The following is a 20,891-nucleotide window of genomic DNA, read 5'->3' as shown; positions in this document are numbered from 1 at the left end:
AAGAGACAATGACTGAAGCGAAGACCATCCGCTGGGAGCAGGACGCCGACGGCATCGTCGTGCTCACCCTCGACGACCCGAAGCAGTCCGCCAACACGATGAACGCCGACTTCCGCGAGTCGCTCGGCGTGATCGTGGACCGCCTGGAGGCGGAGAAGGACAGCATCACCGGTGTCGTCCTCACCTCGGCCAAGAAGACCTTCTTCGCCGGTGGTGACCTCAACGACCTGATCAAGGCCAAGCCGGAGAACGCGGCCGAGATCACCGAGAGCAGCGGCCTGATGAAGGGCCAGATGCGACGGCTGGAGCAGCTGGGCAAGCCGGTCGTGGCCGCCATCAACGGCGCCGCGCTCGGCGGTGGCCTCGAACTCGCGCTCGCGACGCACCACCGCATCGCGGCCGACGTCAAGGGCAGCCAGATCGGCCTCCCCGAGGTCACCCTCGGCCTGCTCCCCGGCGGCGGTGGCGTGGTCCGCACCGTACGTCTGCTGGGCATTCAGAGCGCGCTGCTGAACGTGCTGCTGCAGGGTCAGCGGCACCGCCCGGCGAAGGCGAAGGAACTCGGCCTCGTGCACGAGCTCGTCGGCACCGTCGAGGAACTGGTCCCGGCCGCGAAGGCGTGGATCAAGGCCAACCCCGAGGCCGGCGTGCAGCCGTGGGACGTCAAGGGCTACAAGATCCCGGGCGGCACCCCGTCGAACCCGAGCTTCGCGGCGAACCTGCCCGCGTTCCCGGCGAACCTGCGCAAGCAGATCAAGGGCGCCAACATGCCTGCCCCGCGGGCGATCCTGGCCGCGGCGATCGAGGGCTCGCAGGTCGACTTCGACACCGCGATCACCGTCGAGACCCGCTACTTCATCAGCCTCGCCACCGGCCAGGTCTCGAAGAACATGACGAAGGCGTTCTTCTTCGACCTGCAGAGCATCAACTCCGGCGGCTCGCGGCCGGACGGCTTCGAGAAGTACACCGCCAAGAAGGTCGGCGTCGTCGGCGCGGGCATGATGGGCGCCGCGATCGCGTACGTCTCGGCGAAGGCCGGTATCGATGTCGTGCTCAAGGACGTCACGCTCGAAGGCGCCGAAAAGGGCAAGGGCTACGCGGTCAAGCTGGAAGAGAAGGCTCTCTCCCGCGGCAAGACCACGCAGGAGAAGTCCGACGCGCTGCTCGCCAAGATCAAGCCGACCGACAAGGCGGAGGACTTCGCCGGCGTCGACTTCGTGATCGAGGCCGTGTTCGAGAGCGTCGAGCTGAAGCACAAGGTGTTCCAGGAGATCGAGGGCTTCGTCAACCCGGACGCCGTGCTGGGCTCGAACACCTCCACGCTGCCGATCACCTCGCTGGCCGAGGGCGTGCAGCGGACCGAGGACTTCATCGGGATCCACTTCTTCTCGCCGGTGGACAAGATGCCGCTGGTCGAGATCATCTGCGGGGAGAAGACGTCGCCCGCCACGCTGGCGAAGGTCTTCGACTACACGCTGCAGATCAAGAAGACCCCGATCGTCGTCAGCGACAGCCGCGGCTTCTTCACCTCGCGTGTCATCGGCACCTTCATCAACGAGGCCGTCGCCGCGTTGGGCGAAGGTGTCGAGCCCGCGTCGATCGAGCAGGCCGGTTCGCAGGCAGGCTACCCGGCGCCGCCGCTGCAGCTGATGGACGAACTGACCCTGACACTGCCGCGCAAGATCCGCAAGGAGACGCGCGAAGCGATCGAGGCCTCCGGTGGCACTTGGGCGCCGCACGCGTCCGAGGCCGTCATCGACACGATGCTCGACAAGTACGACCGCAAGGGCCGCTCCACCGGCTCGGGCTTCTACGACTACGACGAGGCGGGCAAGCGGACCGGTCTCTGGCCGGGCCTGCGCGACGCGTTCAAGTCGGGCAGCGCCGAGGTTCCCTTCGAAGACCTCAAGGAGCGCATGCTGTTCGCCGAGGCGCTCGAGACCGTGAAGTGCTTCGACGAGGGTGTGCTGACCACCATCGCCGACGCCAACATCGGCTCGATCTTCGGCATCGGCTTCCCGGCGTGGACCGGCGGTGTCATCCAGTACATCAACCAGTACCAGGGTGGCCTGCAGGGCTTCGTCGACCGCGCCAACGAACTGGCCGCCCGCTACGGCGACCACTTCACCCCGCCCGCTTCGCTGGTCGAGAAGGCCGCGAAGGGCGAGATCTACGAATAACCCCGTGCTATGAACGGTCCGTTACTTGCAAATTTTGCAAGTAACGGACCGTTCATAGCGTCCGGGGGCTAGCGCGACGACGGTTCCAGTGCCACGTGCGGCAGCCGCCGGTCCAGCCATCGAGACAGCCACCAGGCGCGTTCCCCGAGCAGCCGCATCACCGCCGGCACCACGAGACAGCGGATGACGAACGCGTCCACCAGGACCGCCACCGCGAGCCCGAGGCCGAACTGCGCCAGCATCCGATCCGGGTTGAGCGGGAAGGCCCCGAACACCAGGATCATGATCACCGCCGCGGCCGTGATCACCCCGCCGGTGGAGGCGAGCCCTTCTCGGACGGCGTGGCGCGCGTCGCCGGTTTGCCGCCATTCCTCGTGCATCCGGGACACCAGGAACACCTCGTAGTCCATGGAAAGCCCGAACACGATCGCGATGATCAGCACCGGCACGAACGCCTCGATCGGCCCCGGCCGCACTTCGAACAGGCCGTCGCCGAACACGGCCGTCATCACGCCGAGCGCGGCGCCGATGCTCAGCAGGTTCAGCACGGCCGCCTTGAGCGGGATCAGGATCGAGCGGAACACCACCATCAGCAGCAAAGCCGACAACCCGACGACCACCAGGACGAACAGCGGTAACCGGTCGCCGACGGCGTCCGCGAAGTCCACCGCCGCCGCGACCGAACCGCCGACCAGATACTTACCGGGCAGGCCCGGCAGCACCTCGGTCCGCGGCCGCTCGACCAGTTCACCGGTCGCCTCGTCCTGCGGCGATGACGTGGGGAAGGCGAGGACGGTCATGACGCCCTGTCCCATCGGTGGCGTCGCTTTGGCGATGCCAGGGGTGGCTTCGAGTTCCCGTTGCAGCGCAACGCCGTCACCGTTCTCCGTGACCACGATCAGCGGCTCGCTGAAGCCGGGGCCGAAGCCTTCCGACATCAGGTCGTAGGCCTGCCGGGTGGTCGACGTCTCCGGATCCGTGCCGGCGTCCGCGAAGCCGAGGCGCATGCCGAGGGCCGGGAGTGCGAGTCCGATGAGGACGAGCAGGCCGACCGCGAGCGGCACCAGCGGCCGCCGCTGCACCGCGTCGCCGATTTTGCCCCAGGCCTTGCCGTGTTCCCGCTTCTCGGCGTGTTCGCGGATGCCCTTCTCCAAACGACGGCCGAAGAGGGAGAGCAACGCGGGCAGCAGGTGATCGACGCGAGCATCGTCACCAGAACGGTGAGCGCCACCGCGAGGGCGACACCGCGCAGCGAGCCGAGACCGAGCGCGAGCAGCCCCAGCAGTGCGATGATCACCGTGCCGCCGGCGAACAGCACCGAACGTCCCGCGGTGTCGAGTGCGCGCCGCGCCGCTCGTTCACGGTCGAGACCGCCCAGGATTTCGCTGCCATAGCGGGAAAAGATGAGCAGCGCGTAGTCCACGCCGACGCCGAACCCGACCAGCATCATCAGCGGCGATCCTACGTGATTGACAAAACGAATTTTTACGTTCAAACTTGTTTTTGTGATCAAGGGCGTGGCGTGGTGAAGGACGTGGAGTACCTCGAGCGGCTCGAGCAGGCAGAGGCATTGCTGAAGCCGCGACGGGTGGACGTCCTGCGGCAACTGGCGGAGCCGCGATCCTGCACCGAGGTGGCGGCGGTGCTGGACCAGACTCCGCAACGGGTCTATTACCACGTGAAAAAGCTGGTGGAAGCCGGTCTCGCCACGCAGGTGTCGGAACGCAAGGTGCGCGGCATCGGTGAGGGCGTGTATCAGGCGAGCGCGCGTTCGTATTGGTTGTCGCCGGGGGTGGTCGGCCGGATCGGCCCGCGGGCGGTGCGGGACGAACTGAGCCTCGGCTATCTGGTGGACCTCATGGAGGAGGTCCAGGCGGATGTCGCCGTGCTCGACAGGGCCGCACCGGAACTGCCGTCGATCGGCGTCTCCGGTGAGATCCGGGTGGAGCCGGAGCGGCGCCAGGAGTTCCTCGACGAACTGAAGACGACTTTGCAGGATCTGTTCACCCGCTACGGCGGCGCGGAAGGCGACGCCTTCAAGCTGGCCGTGGCCTGTTACCCGAAAGGAGATGCCCGTGACTGAGCCGGCGAGTTTCCAGGTGCGCGTGTGCGCGCCGATCGACGAGGTCTGGCGCGCACTGATCGACCCCGGAGCACTGCGCACGTGGTTTTCCGAACACGCGGAAGTCGACTTGCCGTCCCGCTACGAGTTCTGGGGCCGCTACACCCCGGACGGCGAAGTCCCGCGTCAGCGGCTGTTGCTGGCCGAGGACAACGTCCTGCGGTTCGCCTGGACCGTCGACGATACGGAGACCGTTGTCGAACTCAAGCTGGCGGAGGACGGAGACGGGACCTCTTTGTCGTACAGCCAGACCGGTCTGCCGGACTTTGCCGCGCTGATGGCGGACACGGACTCGCCGCTCGGCATGATGCACACGTTCTGGGCGCTGGCGGTCGCGAACCTGGTCGACCACGTCGAAGGACGTCCGATCACCGCCCGTTGCGATCTCACCTCACCGGTGATGCGGGAAGAAGTGCGCATCGACGCGGCGCGACCGGAGGTCTACCGCTCGATTACCGATCCCGCCGAGTTCACGCGCTGGTTCGGCGCGCGGATCGAAGCCGAGATGCGTGTCGGCGGACGCTGGGCGATGGGCTCGCTGGAGATGGACCCGGACCCGGCGAAGATCGTCGATCTGGTGCCCGACGAAAGGATGACGCTCGCGTACGAGGAAGGCATCGTGACGTCCTGGGAACTCGAGGACTCCGGCGGTGGTACCAAGCTGACTTTCGTCCAAAGTGGATTCGCTGGCGAGAAGCCGCCGTATGGCTCCTGGATGGGCTGGCTCAGCGGCTTGGCCGAACTGCGGCGGTTCCACGAGGTCGACATGTGGCTCCCGATCTGGGTCGACGTCCATCTGGACGGAATGCCCGAAGGACTCATCACGCTGGAGGGGAAGTAGAAGGTTCCGATGTTGCTCGAAGGCAGAAACGCGATCGTCTACGGTGCGGCGGGAGGGATCGGCGGCGCGGTGACACGCGGGTTCGCCAGAGAGGGCGCGACGGTCCACCTCGCCGGTCGTACGCTTGAGAAACTCGACGCGCTGGCCGAAGAAATCCGGTCGGTGGGAGGGAAAGCCGAGACCGCGCGGTTCGACGCGCTCGACGAAGTGGCCATCGACGAGCATGCCGCTTCGGTGGTTTCTTCGGCGGGCAGCGTCGACATCTCGATGAACGTGATCACGCACAATGACGTCCAGGGCACCCCGCTGGTCGAGATGTCCTTGGCGGACTTCGAAAGCCCGGTACGGACGGCGATACGGACGAACTTCCTGACCGCGCGGGCGGCCGCCCGGCATATGATCGGGCAGTGGTCGGGGGTGATCCTGATGTTCGGCGGCGACGGTGATCCGTTGCCTGGATACCACCTCGGCGGGCTGCAAGTCGCGTTCAGTGCGATGGAAGCGTTGCGGCGAGGGCTGGCGTGCGAACTTGGACCGCACGGCATCCGCGTGGTGACCCTGCGTACCGCCGGGATCCCGGAGACGATCCCCGCGGGCGCCGGGCTCGACGACGCCATCCGCGACATGGTCGACTCCACGATGCTCAAGCGGACCGCGTCCTTGGAAGACGTCGGCCGCGTCGCTGCCTTCGCCGCGTCCGACCACGCGCGCGGCATGACGGCGACGGCGCTGAACATCAGTTGCGGCGCGATGGTCGATTAGGCCGTGTCTCCCAAACTGAGGTTGGCAGGTTGGGCGAGGACACGCGCACGCGTTTCTTTTCGGCCGGAGGACTCGGGTTTGCGGAGGGCGGGCCGCTGAGATAGCTGGGTGAGTGACCAGCGGATGCCATGGCCCGGCTACGAAAATCCGATAGCGCGCTGTGAGAGACACAGACTGACCCCTGTCCGGCGGTAACACCGGCGAACGATCTCCCGACTACGCGGCACTACCACGTGCCGGGGAGGCCGTTATGCCGAAAAGAACGACGAAACTGGGCGTGGCACTGGCGATCGGGCTTCTGGTCGCCGGGGGCTGCGGTGTGGAGACCGTGCCCACCGGACGGGTCACGCCGCAGAGCGGCTCGGTGTCGACGTCATCGACGCTGTCGACGCCGATCAGCAGCTGGACGCCGCCCACCACGACCACGTCCACTCCGGCACCGACGCCCCAGCAGGTCGTGCCGCCGACCACTGCCGCGGTCGAGGTGCCGAAGCAGGTCGAGCCGCCGCCGCCGTCGAGAGCACGGCCCAAGACGACGCCCACGGCGAAGGCGCCGAATCTGGCGGAGTGCGGAAGCGACTACTACCGCAACACCGACGGTGTCTGTGTCCACCGCCCGGCGACCGGACCCGGGGCGGCAGACGGCGCGACCGCTATCTGCAAGGACGGTTCTTATAGCTACAGCCAGAATCGCCGCGGTACCTGTTCCGGACACGGTGGGGTCCGCACTTGGTTGTGATCCTGTCGGTCAACCATTCACCTCGAAGGGTGGTGCTGGGTAAGGTCGGATCATGGGACGCGCATGGTGAAACCGGTCGGCCGGGCGCCTTCGCCCCGAATCTTCGTCGTCGTACTCGCCACCTGTGGTCTCGTGGCCTCGTTCATGCAGACGCTCGTCATCCCGCTGATCCCGGCTTTTCCCCGGCTGCTCAACGCGGCCCCGTCCGACGCGTCGTGGGTGGTGACGGTGACCCTCGTCGCCGGGGCCGTGGTGATGCCGGTGAGCGGCAGGCTCGGCGATCTCTACGGTAAGCGCAGGTTGTTGCTGATCAGCCTGGGGTTCCTGGTCGCCGGTTCGGTGGTGTCCGCGCTGACCAGTTCGCTCGCGCTGATGGTCGTCGGCCGTGGGTTGCAGGGCTGCGCGATGGGTGCGATCCCGTTGGGGATCAGCATCATGCGCGACGAACTCGCGCCCGAACGCGTCGGCGCGGCGATCTCGGTGATGAGTTCGACGCTGGGGGTCGGCGGTGCCATCGGGCTTCCCGTGTCGGCCCTGGTCGCGCAGAACGCCGACTGGCACGTCCTCTTCTGGGCGTCAGCGGGGCTCGGGCTCGTCTGCGGCCTGCTGATCCTGTTCGTGGTGCCGGAGTCACCGGTGAAGACACCCGCGCCGTTCGACTACCTCGGCGCGGTGGGGCTGACGGCCGGACTGGTCTGTCTGCTGCTGCCGATCGTCAAGGGCGGTGAATGGGGCTGGGGCAGCGGTCGCACGCTCGGCTTCGCCGGGACCGCGGTGGCGATCCTGCTGGTCTGGGGCGTCTACCAGCTTCGGCGCCGCGATCCGCTCGTGGACCTGCGGGTCTCCGCGCGGCGGCCGGTGCTGTTCACCAACCTGGCGTCGATCATGATCGGGTTCGCGCTGTACTCGATGGCACTGTCGTTCCCGCAGTTGCTGCAGGCGCCCGCGTCGACCGGCTACGGCCTCGGCCTGACGATGGTGCAGGCCGGGCTCTGCCTGGCGCCGAACGGGGTGGTCATGTTCATGCTGTCGCCGGTTTCGGCCCGGCTCATCGAGCGCTACGGACCGCGCACGACGCTGATGGTCGGCGCCACCACCATCGCGGCCGGTTATGTCTTCGCGACCTTGTTGATGGACAACGCCCTCGAGCTGATCACGGCCTCGATCATCATCGGTGGCGGCGTCGGCATCGCCTACGCGGCGATGCCCGCGCTGATCATGGGCTCGGTCCCGGTCACCGAAACCGCGTCCGCGAACGGGCTGAACTCACTGATGCGGTCCGTCGGCACGTCGACGTCCAGCGCGGTGATGGCGACCATGCTCGCGTCGCTGGCGATCACCGTCGGCGGGGTTTCGGTCCCTTCCGCTGAGGGCTTCCGGATGAGTTTCGTGGTCGCCGCCGGTGCGGCGCTCCTGGGTCTCGCGCTGACCGCTCTCGTCCCGAAGCAACGCCAGCCCGAACCTCTGGTGGCCGCGGTCCACTAGCCCCGTGAGATGAAAGGCCCCTTCATCGCGAATTTCGCGGTGAAGGGGCCTTTCATCTCACGCACTCAGAACAGCGTCGGAACGATCGCGTCGATCAGGTGCGGTCCCGGCTCGGCCAGCGCGCGCTGGAACTGCCCGGCGAGCTCCTCGGCGGTCGTCGCCCGTGTCGCGGGAACGCCCAAGCCCTCGGCGATCTTGACGAAGTCCATGTCCGGCCGCGAGAGGTCGAGCAACTCGTTCGCCTTGGGGCCGTTGGCGTCCGCGCCGACGCGCTGCAACTCCAGCCGCAGGATCGCGTACGCGCGGTTGTTCAGCAGGACCGTGGTGACGTTGAGGTTCTCCCGCGCCTGCGTCCACAGCGCCGAAATCGTGTACAGCGCGCTGCCGTCGGACTGCAGGTTGATCACCGGCCGGTCCGGGGCCGCGACGGCCGCGCCGGTCGCGACGGGCATGCCGTAGCCGATCGCGCCGCCGGTCAGGGTCAGTACGTCGTGTCGTGGCGCCCCCGCGGTCGCGGCGGGCAGCAGCAGACCGGAGGTGTTCGCCTCGTCCGCGATGATCGCGCGCTCCGGCAGCAACGCGCCGATCACCTCGACCCAGTTCTGCGGTGTCAGCGGCCCGGACGGCAGCGCGGGCCGGGTGGCCTCCTGCAGCACCGGCTCGGTCTCGGCGGCGACCAGATCCGCGATGTCGTTCAGGGCACGCGGGACGTCCTGCCCGACCTCGGCCAGCACGTGGACCTGCGCGCCTTCTGGCACCAGGTTGCTCGCCTTGCCGGGGTAGGCGAAGAACGACACGGGCGCCTTCGTCCCGGCGACGATCACGTGCTTGATCCCGTCGAGCTGGTACGCGACCTGCTCGGCGAGGTAACCCAGCCGTTCGATCGTCGGCAGGCCCTCTCCGCGCTCAAGTCGCGAGGGGAAGGTCTCGACGAACGCCTCCACCCCGGTCGCGGCGGCGATCCGGCTGGTCGCGCGCAACCCGGCTTCGCGGCAGCCGCCGCCGCCGACGAGCAGCGCGACCGGTTCGCCCCTTGCCAGCACCTCGGCGATGTTCTTCACCGTCGTCGCGTCGACGGTCTGCGGGATCCTCGGCGGGATCGGCGCGCAGGGCTGGCCACCCTCGCCCCACGACGCGTCGGCAGGGAGGATCAGGGTCGCGATCCGCCCGGGCGCGTCCTGCGCCGCGGCGACCGCCGCTGCGGCGTCGGCGCCGACGTCCTTCGTGTGCTCGGAGCGGCGGACCCAGCCTTCGAGGGAACCGGCGACGGCTTCGATGTCCGATTCGAGCGGGGCGTCGTACTGCTTGTGGTAGGTCGCGTGATCACCGATCACGTTGACGATCGGGGTGTGCGCGCGACGCGCGTTGTGCAGGTTCGCCAGCCCGTTCCCGAGGCCGGGGCCGAGGTGCAGCAGGGTGGCCGCCGGTTTGTCGGCGATGCGCGCGTACCCGTCCGCGGCGCCGGTGACGACGCCTTCGAACAGGCCGAGCACGCCACGCATCTCGGGCACGGTGTCGAGCGCCGCCACGAAATGCATCTCCGAGGTGCCCGGATTCGAGAAGCACACGTCGACGCCGCTGTCGACCAGTGTACGGATCAGGGACTGGGCGCCGTTCATCTCACTCACTTTCAAGCCCTCTCAGCGAAAAGAACACCGGGGTTGAGGATCCCGGCCGGGTCGAAGCCCTCCTTGATCCGGCGCATCAACGCGATCTTCGCCGGGTCTTCCAGGTCGAGGAAATAGCCGGCTTTGGCTTTCCCGAGGCCGTGCTCGCCGGAGATCGCGCCGCCGAGTTCCATGCCGAGCGCGAAGATGTCGGTCAGCAGTTGCTTCCGCTTCTCCTGGTCCTTGCAGAAGATGGCGAGGTGGACGTTGCCGTCACCTGCGTGTCCGCAGCCGAGTGCGCCCGTCTCGCGAGACAGCGCCATTTCCCTGGTCCGCCGCAGGAATTCCGGCATCGCGGACCTCGGGACCACCACGTCGATGATGTCGTCGGCCCCGACCGCCTTGGCCGTCCAGAACGCCTTCTCGCGCGCTTCGATCAGCTTGCGCGCGGAGCCGCCTTCGAGCACGTACACGTCCATCGCGCCGAGATCGCCCAGCAGACCGCCGAGTTCCTCGATGTCGGCGTGCAGCCGGTCATTGTCGCGGTTTTCCAGTGCCACCACCAAGTACGCCTGGGCGGAGTCGCGGATGTCGTCCGGGACGCCGAGGCTGAGTTTCTCGTTGTAGCTGATCGCCGCGAGTGTCAAGTTGTCGATGTACTCGACGATGTGCGGCGCCAGCCCGCTGGAGATGATTTTCGGGACGACGGTCATCACCTCGTCGAAGGTCTCGAACGGGGCGAGCACCGTGGCGCCGTACGGCAGGCGCGGGTACAGCTTCACGATGACCTCGGTCGCGATCGCGAGCGTGCCCTCGGAGCCGATGATCAGCTGGGTCAGGTCGTAGCCGGTCGAGATCTTCGAGGTCTTGCCGCCGGTCCGGATGATCTCGCCGGTCGGCAGGACCGCCTGCAGGCCCACGACGTTGTGCCGCGTGACGCCGTACTTGACCGCGCGCATGCCGCCCGCGTTCGTCCCGACGTTGCCGCCGACACTCGCGCTCAGCTCACCGGGGTAGACCGTGTAGCCGAGCCCCGCCTCGGCGGTCTTTTCGTCCAATTCGGACAGGGTGACGCCGGGCTGGACGACGGCGACATGGTTTTCCGTGTCGATCTCCAGCACCGCGTTCATTCGCTCGAACGAGATCACCAGGCTGTCTTCGCGTGGCTGCGCGCCGCCCGAAAGCCCGGTGCCCGACCCCCTCGCGGTCACCGGCACGCCGGTTTCGCCAGCTGCCTTGAGCAGCTCCGCGACCTCCTCGGCGCTTCCCGGTTTCGCCAGGTAGGCGGGCTGCCGCGGGGTAGCGGTCAAAGCCTCGTCGTGTGCGTAGTCCTCAGGGATCGCCTCGCCGGAAAGCAGATTCGTGTCCCCGACGATCTCGGCGAACCGTGCCGCAACATCGCCCATCGACAGCCCTTCCTCGCGCCTTTGCCTGGTTACCGAAGCGTAGTACGTCGTGGGCGGCGATGGCCATGAATCATTTTCATGTTTGACCGTATTCGGCGGGCCATCGGCCACAACCTCGCGACAACCTCATTCGGTTACCCATGTCGCAGCGGGTCGCGGCGGCCCGCCGGAAGGGGTGGACGCTCGATGGGACCAACGATGAGACGGATCACGACGCTGGGGGCGGCGCTCGCGGTCACGTTCGGGCTCGCGGTACCAGTGGCCGAAAGCGGCGAGGCGGGCTGCACGGCGCCCGTGGTGAACGCCGGCGGCGTCAGTCAAGCCGAGGGAACGAGCGCCGGGTACACCACCCTCCTCTTCACCGTTTCCGTCGCCGACGGCGGTTGCGCACCGCAAGGTTCGGTCGAGTACCGGACGATCGAAGGCAACGGCTCGCCGATCGATCCGGCGGTCACCGCGAAGGAGGGTGTCGACTACCTGCCGACCGGCGGCACGCTGACCTGGTCCGGGAGCGCGGGCGCGCAGACCATCGCGGTCAAGGTCCGCGCCGACGCCCTCGTCGAGAACGACGAGATGTTCTCTCTCCGGCTTTACGGGGAGCGGGGCGTGCGGATCGGGCACAGTGTGGGCGTCGCCTGGGTGGCCGATGACGACGCGGCCAAGACCGGGCCGCTGGCCACCACCCAGGAGGGCGAGATCTGCTGGTCGATCCCGCCCAATTTCGCACCGGGCAGCACCTGCAGGGTGCCCGTCGTGCTCTCCCGGCCGTGGACCGGGCCGCTCACGATCCGCTATCGCACCGAGGGCTCCGGCCACGTGCCGGTGAAGGACGGTGTCGTCACCTTCCCACGCGGTGAGACCAGGGGGTACGCCGAATTCACGTACCTGCCCGATCAAGCAGGAAAGGCGCGGGTCGAATTCTTCGGGCCGTCGCAGGGCAGGCTCGTGTACGCGACCTCGACCGTGGTGATCAGCCCCGCCCGGTGACGAGGTCGGCGTCGGCCGTCGCGTTCGCCCGCCGGTACAGCTCGATCGCTCGAGCCCAGTGGGCGGCCGCGGCGGCCGTGTCGCCGCACCGCGTCTCCAGATCGCCGAGGTCGCGGTGCAGATGAGCCTCCTCGTACGGATCCGGGACACTCTCCCGGACCGCGAGGCCGCGCTCGAGGTTTTCCCTGGCCGCCGCCAGGTCGCCGAGACCCACGTGGGCGCGGCCGAGCCGGTCGAGCGCGGCGGCTTCGCTGTGCCGGTTCCCGACGTCCCGGCTGATCGACAGCGCCTGGTCGAAATCGTCCCGCGCGGCCCGGAAGTCGCGGCGGGAGAGATGGACCTGACCGGCGTGCAGCAGTGACTCCCACTCCTGCCACCGGTCGCCGATCGCCCGGGACGCGGCCAGCGCCTTCCCGAGATGCTCCAGCGCGACGTCGTGATCGCCGAGTTCCTCGTAGGCCTCGCCGAGCGTGTCCAGAGTGGCTGCCTCCAGCCGGGCGTTGCCGAGTTCGCGGAACGCCTCCAGCGCGTCCGTCAGCGGGCTGAGGCCGTCCATCGGCTGGCCGCGGCGGATGTAGGCGTGGCCGAGGTTGCGCTGGGACAGCGCGCGCCCGAGCCGGTTACCCGCCGAGGTGCACCGTTCCACCGCGAGCCGGTACGCGGTGATCGCCTCGTCGAACCGGCGCAGCGCGGCATAGGCGTTCGCGGTGTTGTTGTAGATGTGCCCTTCGCCTTCGAGATCTCCCGCGGCGCGGGCGGCCTTCAACGCGCGGGCGTTGGTCTCGAGCGCGTCGGTCAGCCTGCGGGTCATGAAGTAGGCCGCGCCCAGCGCGCGCAGCATTTCCGCCTCCGCCAAGGGATCGTCGAGTTCGGCGGCCGCCACGGCTCCCTCTCGGCAGAGCCCGATCCGCTCGTTCCAGCCTCCCGTGGTGTCGTAGAAGCTGGTGAGCAGATAGGTGAGCTGCCAGGCGGCGGTGCTGCGGCCGTGTTCGCGCGCGAATCGCACCACGGGCAGCAGATTCGCGCGTTCGGCACCCAGGAACGCCAATGCCGCACGCCTTTCCGCCGGGAACGGCCGCTCGGGCGCGGGGTGGCGCAACGCCGGGGTGACCAGATCGCGGTTCGGATCGATGATCCGGTTCGCCTCGGCGGCGACGTGCAGGTACCAATCGATCAGCCGGTCCGCCGCCTCGGCGCGGCTCGACGTCGTTTCGTCGGCGCGGGCGCACGCGACGGCGAACTCGCGGATCAGATCGTGGAAGCGATAACGGTCATGGCCCGCCGGGGTGATCAGATGCGCGGCGGACAGCGCGGCGACCGCGGCCCGGCCCGCTTCGGCGGGCACCCCGCACAACGCGCTTCCGAGGGCCGAGCTGAACGACGTCCCCGGAGTCGACCCGGACAGCCGGAACAGGTGCGCCGGCGCGTGCTCCAACGGCAGGTAGGCGCTCGCGAGAACGGTCTCGACGGTCCGAGAATCTCCTTGTACCGCAAGGGTTTCCAAGCGTCCGACGCCGGTGAGTTCGTGGGTGAGCTCCGCGATCGGACGGCCCGGTTCCCCGGTCAGGCGCGCGGCGGCGATCCGCAACGCCAGCGGCATCCCGTCGCACAGCCTGGCCAGCCGCGCGGCCTGCCCGGGTTCGCGGGCGACCCGGTCGGCGCCCAGTACCCGGGTGAGCAGGGTCATCGATTCCGGGTCGGCCAGTGCGTCGAGGGCGAGCACGCGGACGGCGTGCCTGCTGCCGAGCGCGGCCAGGGTCTGCCTGCTGGTCACGATCAACATCGCCTTCGCCGTCCCGGGGACGAGCGGCAGGATCTGGTCGACGCTGCCCGCGTTGTCGGCGACGATCACGCAACGCCTGCCGTGCAGCAGCGAGCGGTAGAGCGCCGCGCGTTCGGGCGTCGCGTCGGGCAGCCGATCGTCGGGGAGGCCGAGCCCCCGCGACAGATGGGCGAGCGCGTCGCCCGGCGAGACCGCCTCGTGCGGGTCGTGCCCGGCGAGGTCGAGGAAGAGCTGGCCGTCGGGGAAGCGGTCCGCGATGCTGTGCGCCCACTGCACGGCGAGCGCGGATTTACCCATCCCGGCGGCGCCGGAGATGACCACGACCGGCGGTTCGGGTTCGTCGAGCAGCCGGTCCAGTGACGCGAGTTCCTGCTGCCGTCCGGTGAAATGCCCGACACGGGCGGGAAGCTGCGCCGGCGCCGTGCCCCGCGCGGGCGTGTCGAGTTCGGGCGCGCGGCGCAGGATCGCCGTATGCAGGTCGACCAGCTCCGGGCCGGGGTCGGCGCCGAACTCCTCCGCCATGCCCCGGCGTACGGTCTGGAAGGTTTCGAGCGCTTCGGCGTGCCTGCCGCAACGATGCAAGGCGAGCATGTGCAGCGCGGCGAGTCGCTCACGGTACGGGTGCCCGGCCCGCAGGCGCGGCAATTCCCGGACGACCTCTTCGTGGCCCCCGAGCCGGAGTTCGGCGTCCCACAGTTCTTCCCAGGCGGACAGCCGAAGTTCCTGGAGACGCTCGACCTCGTGGAGCCCCCAGCCGTCGAGTTCGGCGTCCGCGAAGGCTTCGCCGCGCCAAAGCCGCAACGCTTCGCGCAAGGCGGTCACCGCTTGGCCGGGATTGTTCCGTTTGGCGGCACGAAGCTCCTCTTCGAAACGGAGAGCGTCGACTGAGGATGGCGCGACCGTCAGGAGGTACCCGGGTTTGCGTGTCAGCAAGACCGGTGGGAATCCACAGTCCTCCAGTGCCTGCCGGATCCTGGCGACGTGGCTGTGCAGGGTCTTCACCGCGGTGCGAGGCGGATCCTCGCCCCAGAGGACGTCGACCAGCCGGGGGATCGGGACGACCGAGCCCGCGTGCAGGGCGAGAACGCCGAGCACGGCTCGCTGGCGGGCGCCGTGCAGCTCCGCCCGCCCGGTGGGGCCGATCGCTTCGACCGCGCCCAGCACCCGTAATTCCCCTGGCCCGGGCACCCTGCTCCCTCCGGCATGTGACCTCGGTGAGCGTATCCGGGCGAAGACTCACCGAAATCGGCCAATTAGGGCACAAGATTCCGACAACCGCGCCACAACCAGCCTGTCCGACGGTCAGCGGGTCGAATGTTTCGCCCAAGGAGGGAAACATGATCAGCAGGAACCCGCGGCGCCGGCGAACCTTGATCGCCTCAGCCGCATTGGCCTTCGCGACGTTGTTCGCGGGAGTCACGCCGGCGGTACAGGCCGCGCCGGAGGCACGCAGCGACGTCTTCATCCGGGACAACGCGTCCGACGTGGGCTTCGAGTCCTCGAGCGGCTCGCTCTACTCCAGTCCCGACGTCCGGGTGTGCTTCTCGGCGACGGTCTTGTGCGCCACCGACGACCCGATCGTCCAGGGGACCACCGCCTACATCCACGTCACCGCGAACCGCCCCGGCCCGTACGGGGACGACCTCGAAAACGGGAACCTGCAGGTCTGGTACACCAAGCAGGGCACCGTGGCGCAGTGGCCGAACCAGTGGACCTACATCGGGTCGAAGACCAACGTGGCCGTGCCGTTCGGCACCAAGACGGTCGTCATCCCGTGGCAGGTCCCGATCGGCTCGCACTTCTGCCTGCTGGCCCGGTGGCTTTCGCCGACCGACCTGCCGACGGAAGGTCTGAGCACGTCCGCGAATACGCGGAACAACAACAACATCGCCTGGCACAACGTGAACGCGGTGCCCGCGAAGATCAAGGTCCCGCAGTTCCGGCCGATCGTGTTCGGCTGGGACGGCCGTGAACCCACGGCGGTCGGCGACATCGTCTTCACCCAGCCGGGCAAGCCGTTCACCGGTCCGGGACGGATCACCATCGACCTCGGTCCCGACCTCGCCGCACGCTGGCGGGCAGGCGGCGCGAAGGGCGAGGGCATCGAACGGGTCGGCGAGACCGAACTGGCCATCGTGAACCCGCAGAAGGCCCGGATCAGCGGGCTGACGTTCAAGTCGGGTGAGCAGGTGCCCGCACAGCTGAGCTTCACCGCGGGCGCCGAAGCTCTCGGTGGGAAGTACACCGTCCACGTGACCCAGGTCGACCAGCGCGGCAACGAAGTCGGCGGCGTCGAATACCGGATCACCGGCGTTCAGTAAGCCAGGGAGGGGTGCCGGCCTGTGGGCGGTGAGGGTGGGGAACCCTCATCGCCCGCAGGCTTTACGCGCGTGCGAACGAAAGCGTCTCGCCCTCGACACCTCGCAGCCAGAGGTCCTGCGCGGCCTCCGCCATTTCGGCCAGTCCCTCTTCGATCGTCGCGAACACGTTGCCGGGCACCCAGCCCGCGTCGCCGTTGATCAGCAGGTTGTTGCGGCCGTAGAAGATCGCGAGATCCGTCGCGCCCTGGTCGCTGTGCGCCGCACTGTCATCGTCGTAGCCGTACGCCGGGTTGCCGATCTCCCACGCCTCGAACCCGAAGTACACGACATCACCCGGAATCGGGGTCACCGTGGGGTTTTCGCGTCCCGGTTTCGGTTCGGCGAAGGGCGGCACGAGGGTGTAGACCTCGTTGCGCGCGTACTTCGCGTGGTAGGCGGAACCGCTTTGTGGCAACGCGTTCCACACCGCGCGGCAGGTCCGCGGGGCCTCGGTGTCGAGCAACCGGGCCCGGCAGGACACTCCGCGCTTGTCGAGGGTGATCGTGATGTAGCGGGCCATCACTCGACCCCCGCCACGACGTCACCCCAGATCCGCAGCGCTTCGTCGACCTGCTCGGTGTCGACGATCAGCGGCGGCACCATCCGGACGACGTTCATGTACGCCCCGCAGGTCAGCAGTAGTAGCCCGTTGGCTGACGCGGCTTTCTGGGCCGCCTGGGCCTTCGCCGTGTCCGGCTCGCCGTCCGGCGTGGTGAACTCGGAACCGACCAGCAGCCCCAGTCCGCGGACGTCGCCGATCGACGGCGACTTGTCCGCGATCACCCGCACACCTTCGAGCAGCTGGCGTCCGCGTTCGGCGGCGTTCTCGACCAGCCCCTCCCGCTGGATCACCTCGAGCGTGGCGATCGCCGCCGCGCAGGCCACCGCGTTACCGCCGTAGGTGCCGCCCTGTGAACCAGGGAGCGCCTTCGACATCAACTCCTCGGACGCGGCGATGCCCGAGATCGGGAATCCGCTCGCGAGTCCCTTCGCGATGAGCACGATGTCCGGCCGTACTCCGAAGTGGTCGTGTCCCCAGAACTTCCCAGTCCGGCCGAAGCCGGTCTGGATCTCGTCCATCACCAGCAGGATCCCGTGTTTGTCGGCGCGTTCCCGCAGCCCGGCGAGGAACTCGGGGTTCGCCGGGACGTACCCGCCCTCGCCGAGCACCGGCTCGATGAAGAACGCGGCTGTCTCGTTCGGCGCGCAGACCGTCGCGAATAGATAGTCCAGCTCGCGCAGGGCGAACTTCGTCGCGGTCTCCTCGTCCCAGCCGTAGTGGAAAGCGTAGGGGAAGGGCGCGACGTGCACACCGGACATGAGCGGCGAGATCCCGGCGCTGAATCGCGTGCCCGAAGTCGTCATGGTCGCCGCCGCGACGGTCCGGCCGTGGAACCCGCCCTGGAAGACGATGACGTTGGGCCGCTTGGTCGCCTGCCGCGACAGCCGGAGTGCCGCTTCGACCGCCTCACTGCCCGAGTTCGCGTAGAAGAGGGAATTCAGGCCCTCGGGCAGGACGCCGCCCAGTTTCTCGGTCAGCTCCAGCATCGGCTTGTGCATGACCGTCGTGTACTGCCCGTGGATGAGCTTGCCGATCTGCTCCCGCGCCGCGCTCACCACGTGCGGGTGGCAGTGGCCGGTGCTGGTCACGCCGATACCGGCGGTGAAGTCCAGGTGACGTTTGCCATCGGTGCCGTAGAGGTAAACCCCTTCACCGTGGTCGACCACGACCGGCGTTGCCTGCTTGAGCAGCGGTGATAGCTGGGCCATGGGCTGCGCTCCTAGGTCGGCTGAGCTGTTGTCGATTGTTGACAATATCCATAGCATGGCGTCCGGGACAACATGGAGGAGCGTTGGGATGAGCTCGATCAGTGAGGCCGGCGTAGTCGCGGCGGTCGACAAGGAACTGTTCATCGGCGGCACGTGGGTGCCCGCCACGAGCGGGAAGACCTTCCCCGTTCTCGACCCCTCGACAGGTGAAGCCCTGTGCGAGGTGGCCGACGCGTCACCGGCGGACGGTGTCAGCGCACTCGACGCCGCCGTCGCCGCACAGGCCGACTGGGCGAACGTCGCCCCACGCGAACGCGGCGAGATCCTGCGCCGCGCCTACGAGCTGCTCATCAAGCGCGCGGACGAACTCGCGCTGCTGATGACCCTCGAGATGGGCAAGCCCCTCGCGGAGTCGAAGGGCGAGATCACCTACGCGGCCGAGTTCTTCCGCTGGTTCGCGGAAGAGGCCGTCCGGATCGACGGTGGCTTCGCCGTCTCGCCCAACGGCGCCGGCCGCTTCCTGGTGACGAAGCAGCCCGTCGGACCGTGTCTGCTGATCACGCCGTGGAACTTCCCCATGGCGATGGGCACCCGCAAGATCGGGCCCGCGGTCGCGGCAGGCTGCACGATGATCATCAAGCCCGCCGCTCAAACCCCCCTTTCTATACTGGCCCTCGCGGCGATCCTCGCCGAGGCAGGACTGCCCGAAGGTGTGCTGAACGTGCTCACGACGTCGGACTCCGGCGGTGTGATGGAGCCCCTCATCCGGGACGGCCGTGCCCGGAAGCTGTCCTTCACCGGCTCGACCGGCGTCGGGCGGAAGCTGTTGGAACAGTGTGCGGACAAGGTGCTCCGCACCTCGATGGAACTCGGCGGCAACGCTCCTTTCCTGGTCTTCGAAGACGCCGACCTCGACGCGGCGGTCGAAGGCGCGATGACCGCGAAGATGCGCAACATCGGCGAGGCCTGCACGGCCGCGAACCGCTTCTATGTCCAGCGAGGCATCGTCGACGAGTTCTCCCGGCGCCTCACCGAGCGCATGGAGGCCCTGCCGATGGGCCGCGGCACCGAGGAAGGTGTCGTCGTCGGCCCGCTCATCGACGAAGCCGCGGTCGAGAAGGTGAGCGGCCTCGTCGCGGACGCCACCGAGCGAGGGGCACGCGTCCTCACCGGTGGGTCTACTGTGGACGGTCCGGGCAACTTCTATCAGGCCACGGTGCTCACTGACGTGCCCAAGGACGCCAGGCTCGCCTCAGAGGAGATCTTCGGGCCGGTCGCCCCGATCACTCCGTTCGACAGCGAGGACGAGGCCATCGCTGCGGCGAACGACACCGAATTCGGTCTCGTGTCCTACGTGTACACCTCCGATCTCAAACGGGCGCTGCGGGTTTCGGAACGACTGGAGGCCGGCATGATCGGCCTCAACCAGGGGCTGGTCTCGAACCCGGCGGCGCCGTTCGGCGGGATCAAGCAGTCGGGGCTCGGTCGTGAAGGCGGCACCGTCGGCATCGACGAGTTCCTCGAGACCAAGTACATCGCGGTGGCTCTGTGATTTCTCAAGCAGTGACCTCTCAAGCAGTGACCTCTCAAGCAGTGACTTCTCAAGCCGGGACCTCTTATCGCATCGCCAGCATTCCCGGCGACGGGATCGGCGTCGATGTCACGGTCGAGGCCCGCAAGGTGCTGGACCGTGCTGCGGCGTCACATGGCTTCTCCTTGTCCTGGAAGGAATTCGACTGGAGCTGTGAGCGGTACACCAAAACCGGCTCGATGATGCCGGACGACGGTATCGAGCAGCTTTCCCGGTTCGACGGGATCCTCCTCGGTGCCGTCGGATTTCCCGGTGTGCCGGACCATGTCTCGTTGTGGGGTCTCCTCATTCCGGTGCGGCGCGCGTTCACCCAGTTCGTCAATCTCCGGCCGGTCCGTTTGTTGCCGGGGACGACGTCGGCACTGGCCGGCCGAAGCGCCGAAGAACTGGAGATGGTGATCGTCCGAGAGAACTCCGAGGGCGAATACTCGGAGATCGGCGGCAGGCACAATCGCGGTCAGGGGAACGAGTTCGTCTTACAGGAATCCGTGTTCACGCGGGTCGGGGTGGAGCGGATCATCCGTTACGCCTTCGAGCTGGCGAAGACACGGACTGGACGCGTTTGCTCGGCGACGAAGTCCAACGGGCTCATTCACTCGATGCCGTTCTGGGACGAGATCTTCTTCGACATCGCTTCGGAATATTCGGACGTACACGCTGAACAGTGCCATGTCGACGCCCTCGCCGCGCGGATGGTGCAGGCACCGGAACGGCTCGACGTCGTGGTCGCTTCCAATCTTTTCGGCGACATCCTGAGCGACCTGGCGGCGGCCGTGACGGGCGGGCTCGGAATGGCGCCTTCGGGCAACATCAATCCATCTGGCGAGTTTCCTTCCATGTTCGAAGCGGTGCACGGCAGCGCTCCCGACATCGCCGGACAGGGCATCGCGAATCCGGTGGCGCAGATCCTGGCGGGTGCGATGCTGCTCGATCATCTCGGGGAAACCGCTGCGGCACAAGACGTTCACGCCGCGGTGGAGAAGGTGCTCGAGGAAGGGACCGTGCAGACCCCTGACCTCGGGGGGAAGTCCACCACCGCCGAACTCGGGTCCGCGGTGGTCGCCGCTCTATCTTGAACCATCCGCATAGAGGCGTGTCAAGTCCCGGGATGTCATGAATGGTCCGTTCATGACTTCGGGTGGGGCGAGCCGGTCGCCAAAGTGACGCGTGAAGTACATGAAGCCCCTTCCTTGCGCCAGGCGAAAGGAAGGGGCTTCATGTACTTCACATTGTTTCCGCGATGCCGGTCGAAAGTCCG

General features: G+C 67.9%; 15 protein-coding genes and 1 pseudogene. 10 read left to right on the top strand and 6 right to left on the bottom strand.

What is annotated here, in order from left to right; genetic code table 11:
- Positions 1-8 precede the first annotated feature (8 nt).
- Entirely contained in the window at positions 9-2,180 is a 2,172-nt protein-coding gene (locus tag ACM6LU_RS21055; RefSeq protein ID WP_414939422.1) for a 3-hydroxyacyl-CoA dehydrogenase NAD-binding domain-containing protein, read from the top strand.
- Between the two features lie 68 nt (positions 2,181-2,248).
- Here ACM6LU_RS21055 and ACM6LU_RS21050 read toward each other — a convergent pair.
- Positions 2,249-3,639 (bottom strand): annotated as a pseudogene (locus ACM6LU_RS21050) (MMPL family transporter); the annotation flags it as partial.
- 66 nt (positions 3,640-3,705) lie between these two features.
- On the opposite strand from ACM6LU_RS21050, the gene ACM6LU_RS21045 reads away from it, so the two are divergent.
- The 5 genes from ACM6LU_RS21045 to ACM6LU_RS21025 all read left to right on the top strand — a co-directional run bounded on the left by ACM6LU_RS21045 (position 3,706) and on the right by ACM6LU_RS21025 (position 8,129).
- Positions 3,706-4,263, top strand: a complete 558-nt coding sequence (locus ACM6LU_RS21045; protein WP_414939562.1) for an ArsR/SmtB family transcription factor — start codon at positions 3,706-3,708, stop codon at positions 4,261-4,263.
- Positions 4,256-5,143: an SRPBCC domain-containing protein gene (locus tag ACM6LU_RS21040; protein ID WP_414939421.1), complete on the top strand. Its 888-nt coding sequence runs from the start codon at positions 4,256-4,258 to the stop codon at positions 5,141-5,143. Before ACM6LU_RS21045 ends, ACM6LU_RS21040 begins: the two co-directional genes overlap by 8 nt.
- A 9-nt stretch (positions 5,144-5,152) precedes the next feature.
- Entirely contained in the window at positions 5,153-5,905 is a 753-nt protein-coding gene (locus tag ACM6LU_RS21035) for an SDR family NAD(P)-dependent oxidoreductase (RefSeq protein WP_414939420.1), read from the top strand.
- Between the two features lie 250 nt (positions 5,906-6,155).
- Positions 6,156-6,644: a DUF3761 domain-containing protein gene (locus tag ACM6LU_RS21030; RefSeq protein WP_414939419.1), complete on the top strand. Its 489-nt coding sequence runs from the start codon at positions 6,156-6,158 to the stop codon at positions 6,642-6,644.
- Positions 6,645-6,707: 63 nt separating this feature from the next.
- Positions 6,708-8,129 carry an MFS transporter gene (locus ACM6LU_RS21025; protein WP_414939418.1) on the top strand — a complete coding sequence of 474 codons (1,422 nt, stop codon included), beginning with the start codon at positions 6,708-6,710 and terminating at the stop codon, positions 8,127-8,129.
- A gap of 65 nt (positions 8,130-8,194) precedes the next feature.
- Here the strand turns inward: ACM6LU_RS21025 and ACM6LU_RS21020 are convergent, their stop codons facing one another.
- Positions 8,195-9,748: an acetolactate synthase large subunit gene (locus tag ACM6LU_RS21020; protein WP_414939561.1), complete on the bottom strand. Its 1,554-nt coding sequence runs from the start codon at positions 9,746-9,748 to the stop codon at positions 8,195-8,197.
- Positions 9,749-9,759: 11 nt separating this feature from the next.
- Complete coding sequence (locus tag ACM6LU_RS21015; RefSeq protein ID WP_414939416.1) at positions 9,760-11,142, bottom strand: FAD-binding oxidoreductase; 1,383 nt, start codon at positions 11,140-11,142, stop codon at positions 9,760-9,762.
- A 198-nt stretch (positions 11,143-11,340) separates the two neighbouring features.
- Here ACM6LU_RS21015 and ACM6LU_RS21010 point away from each other — a divergent pair, with 198 nt between their 5' ends.
- Positions 11,341-12,129, top strand: coding sequence for a Calx-beta domain-containing protein (locus tag ACM6LU_RS21010; protein ID WP_414939415.1), 789 nt, complete (start codon positions 11,341-11,343; stop codon positions 12,127-12,129).
- On the opposite strand, the gene ACM6LU_RS21005 is transcribed toward ACM6LU_RS21010, so the two are convergent.
- The gene (locus ACM6LU_RS21005; RefSeq protein ID WP_414939560.1) at positions 12,113-15,076 is read right to left on the bottom strand and encodes a BTAD domain-containing putative transcriptional regulator; all 2,964 of its coding nucleotides are present in this window, start codon (positions 15,074-15,076) and stop codon (positions 12,113-12,115) included. The genes ACM6LU_RS21010 and ACM6LU_RS21005 overlap by 17 nt on opposite strands.
- A 173-nt stretch (positions 15,077-15,249) precedes the next feature.
- On the opposite strand from ACM6LU_RS21005, the gene ACM6LU_RS21000 reads away from it, so the two are divergent.
- The gene (locus tag ACM6LU_RS21000; RefSeq protein ID WP_414939414.1) at positions 15,250-16,233 is read left to right on the top strand and encodes a hypothetical protein; all 984 of its coding nucleotides are present in this window, start codon (positions 15,250-15,252) and stop codon (positions 16,231-16,233) included.
- A gap of 61 nt (positions 16,234-16,294) precedes the next feature.
- Here the strand turns inward: ACM6LU_RS21000 and ACM6LU_RS20995 are convergent, their stop codons facing one another.
- Both ACM6LU_RS20995 and ACM6LU_RS20990 read right to left on the bottom strand, forming a co-directional pair.
- Entirely contained in the window at positions 16,295-16,792 is a 498-nt protein-coding gene (locus ACM6LU_RS20995; protein WP_414939413.1) for a DUF3830 family protein, read from the bottom strand.
- Entirely contained in the window at positions 16,792-18,042 is a 1,251-nt protein-coding gene (locus ACM6LU_RS20990) for an aspartate aminotransferase family protein (RefSeq protein ID WP_414939412.1), read from the bottom strand. Before ACM6LU_RS20990 ends, ACM6LU_RS20995 begins: the two co-directional genes overlap by 1 nt.
- Positions 18,043-18,130: 88 nt before the next feature.
- On the opposite strand from ACM6LU_RS20990, the gene ACM6LU_RS20985 reads away from it, so the two are divergent.
- Positions 18,131-19,594, top strand: a complete 1,464-nt coding sequence (locus ACM6LU_RS20985; protein WP_414939411.1) for an NAD-dependent succinate-semialdehyde dehydrogenase — start codon at positions 18,131-18,133, stop codon at positions 19,592-19,594.
- 41 nt (positions 19,595-19,635) lie between these two features.
- The gene (locus tag ACM6LU_RS20980; protein WP_414939410.1) at positions 19,636-20,709 is read left to right on the top strand and encodes a tartrate dehydrogenase; all 1,074 of its coding nucleotides are present in this window, start codon (positions 19,636-19,638) and stop codon (positions 20,707-20,709) included.
- The last annotated feature ends 182 nt before the right edge of the window (positions 20,710-20,891 follow it).

Origin of the sequence: Amycolatopsis sp. cmx-11-51, assembly GCF_047608665.1 — a bacterium.
GTDB lineage: Bacteria > Actinomycetota > Actinomycetes > Mycobacteriales > Pseudonocardiaceae > Amycolatopsis.
The sequence above is the reverse complement of the archived record's forward strand: the minus strand, read 5'-3'. Positions and strand labels throughout refer to the sequence as shown.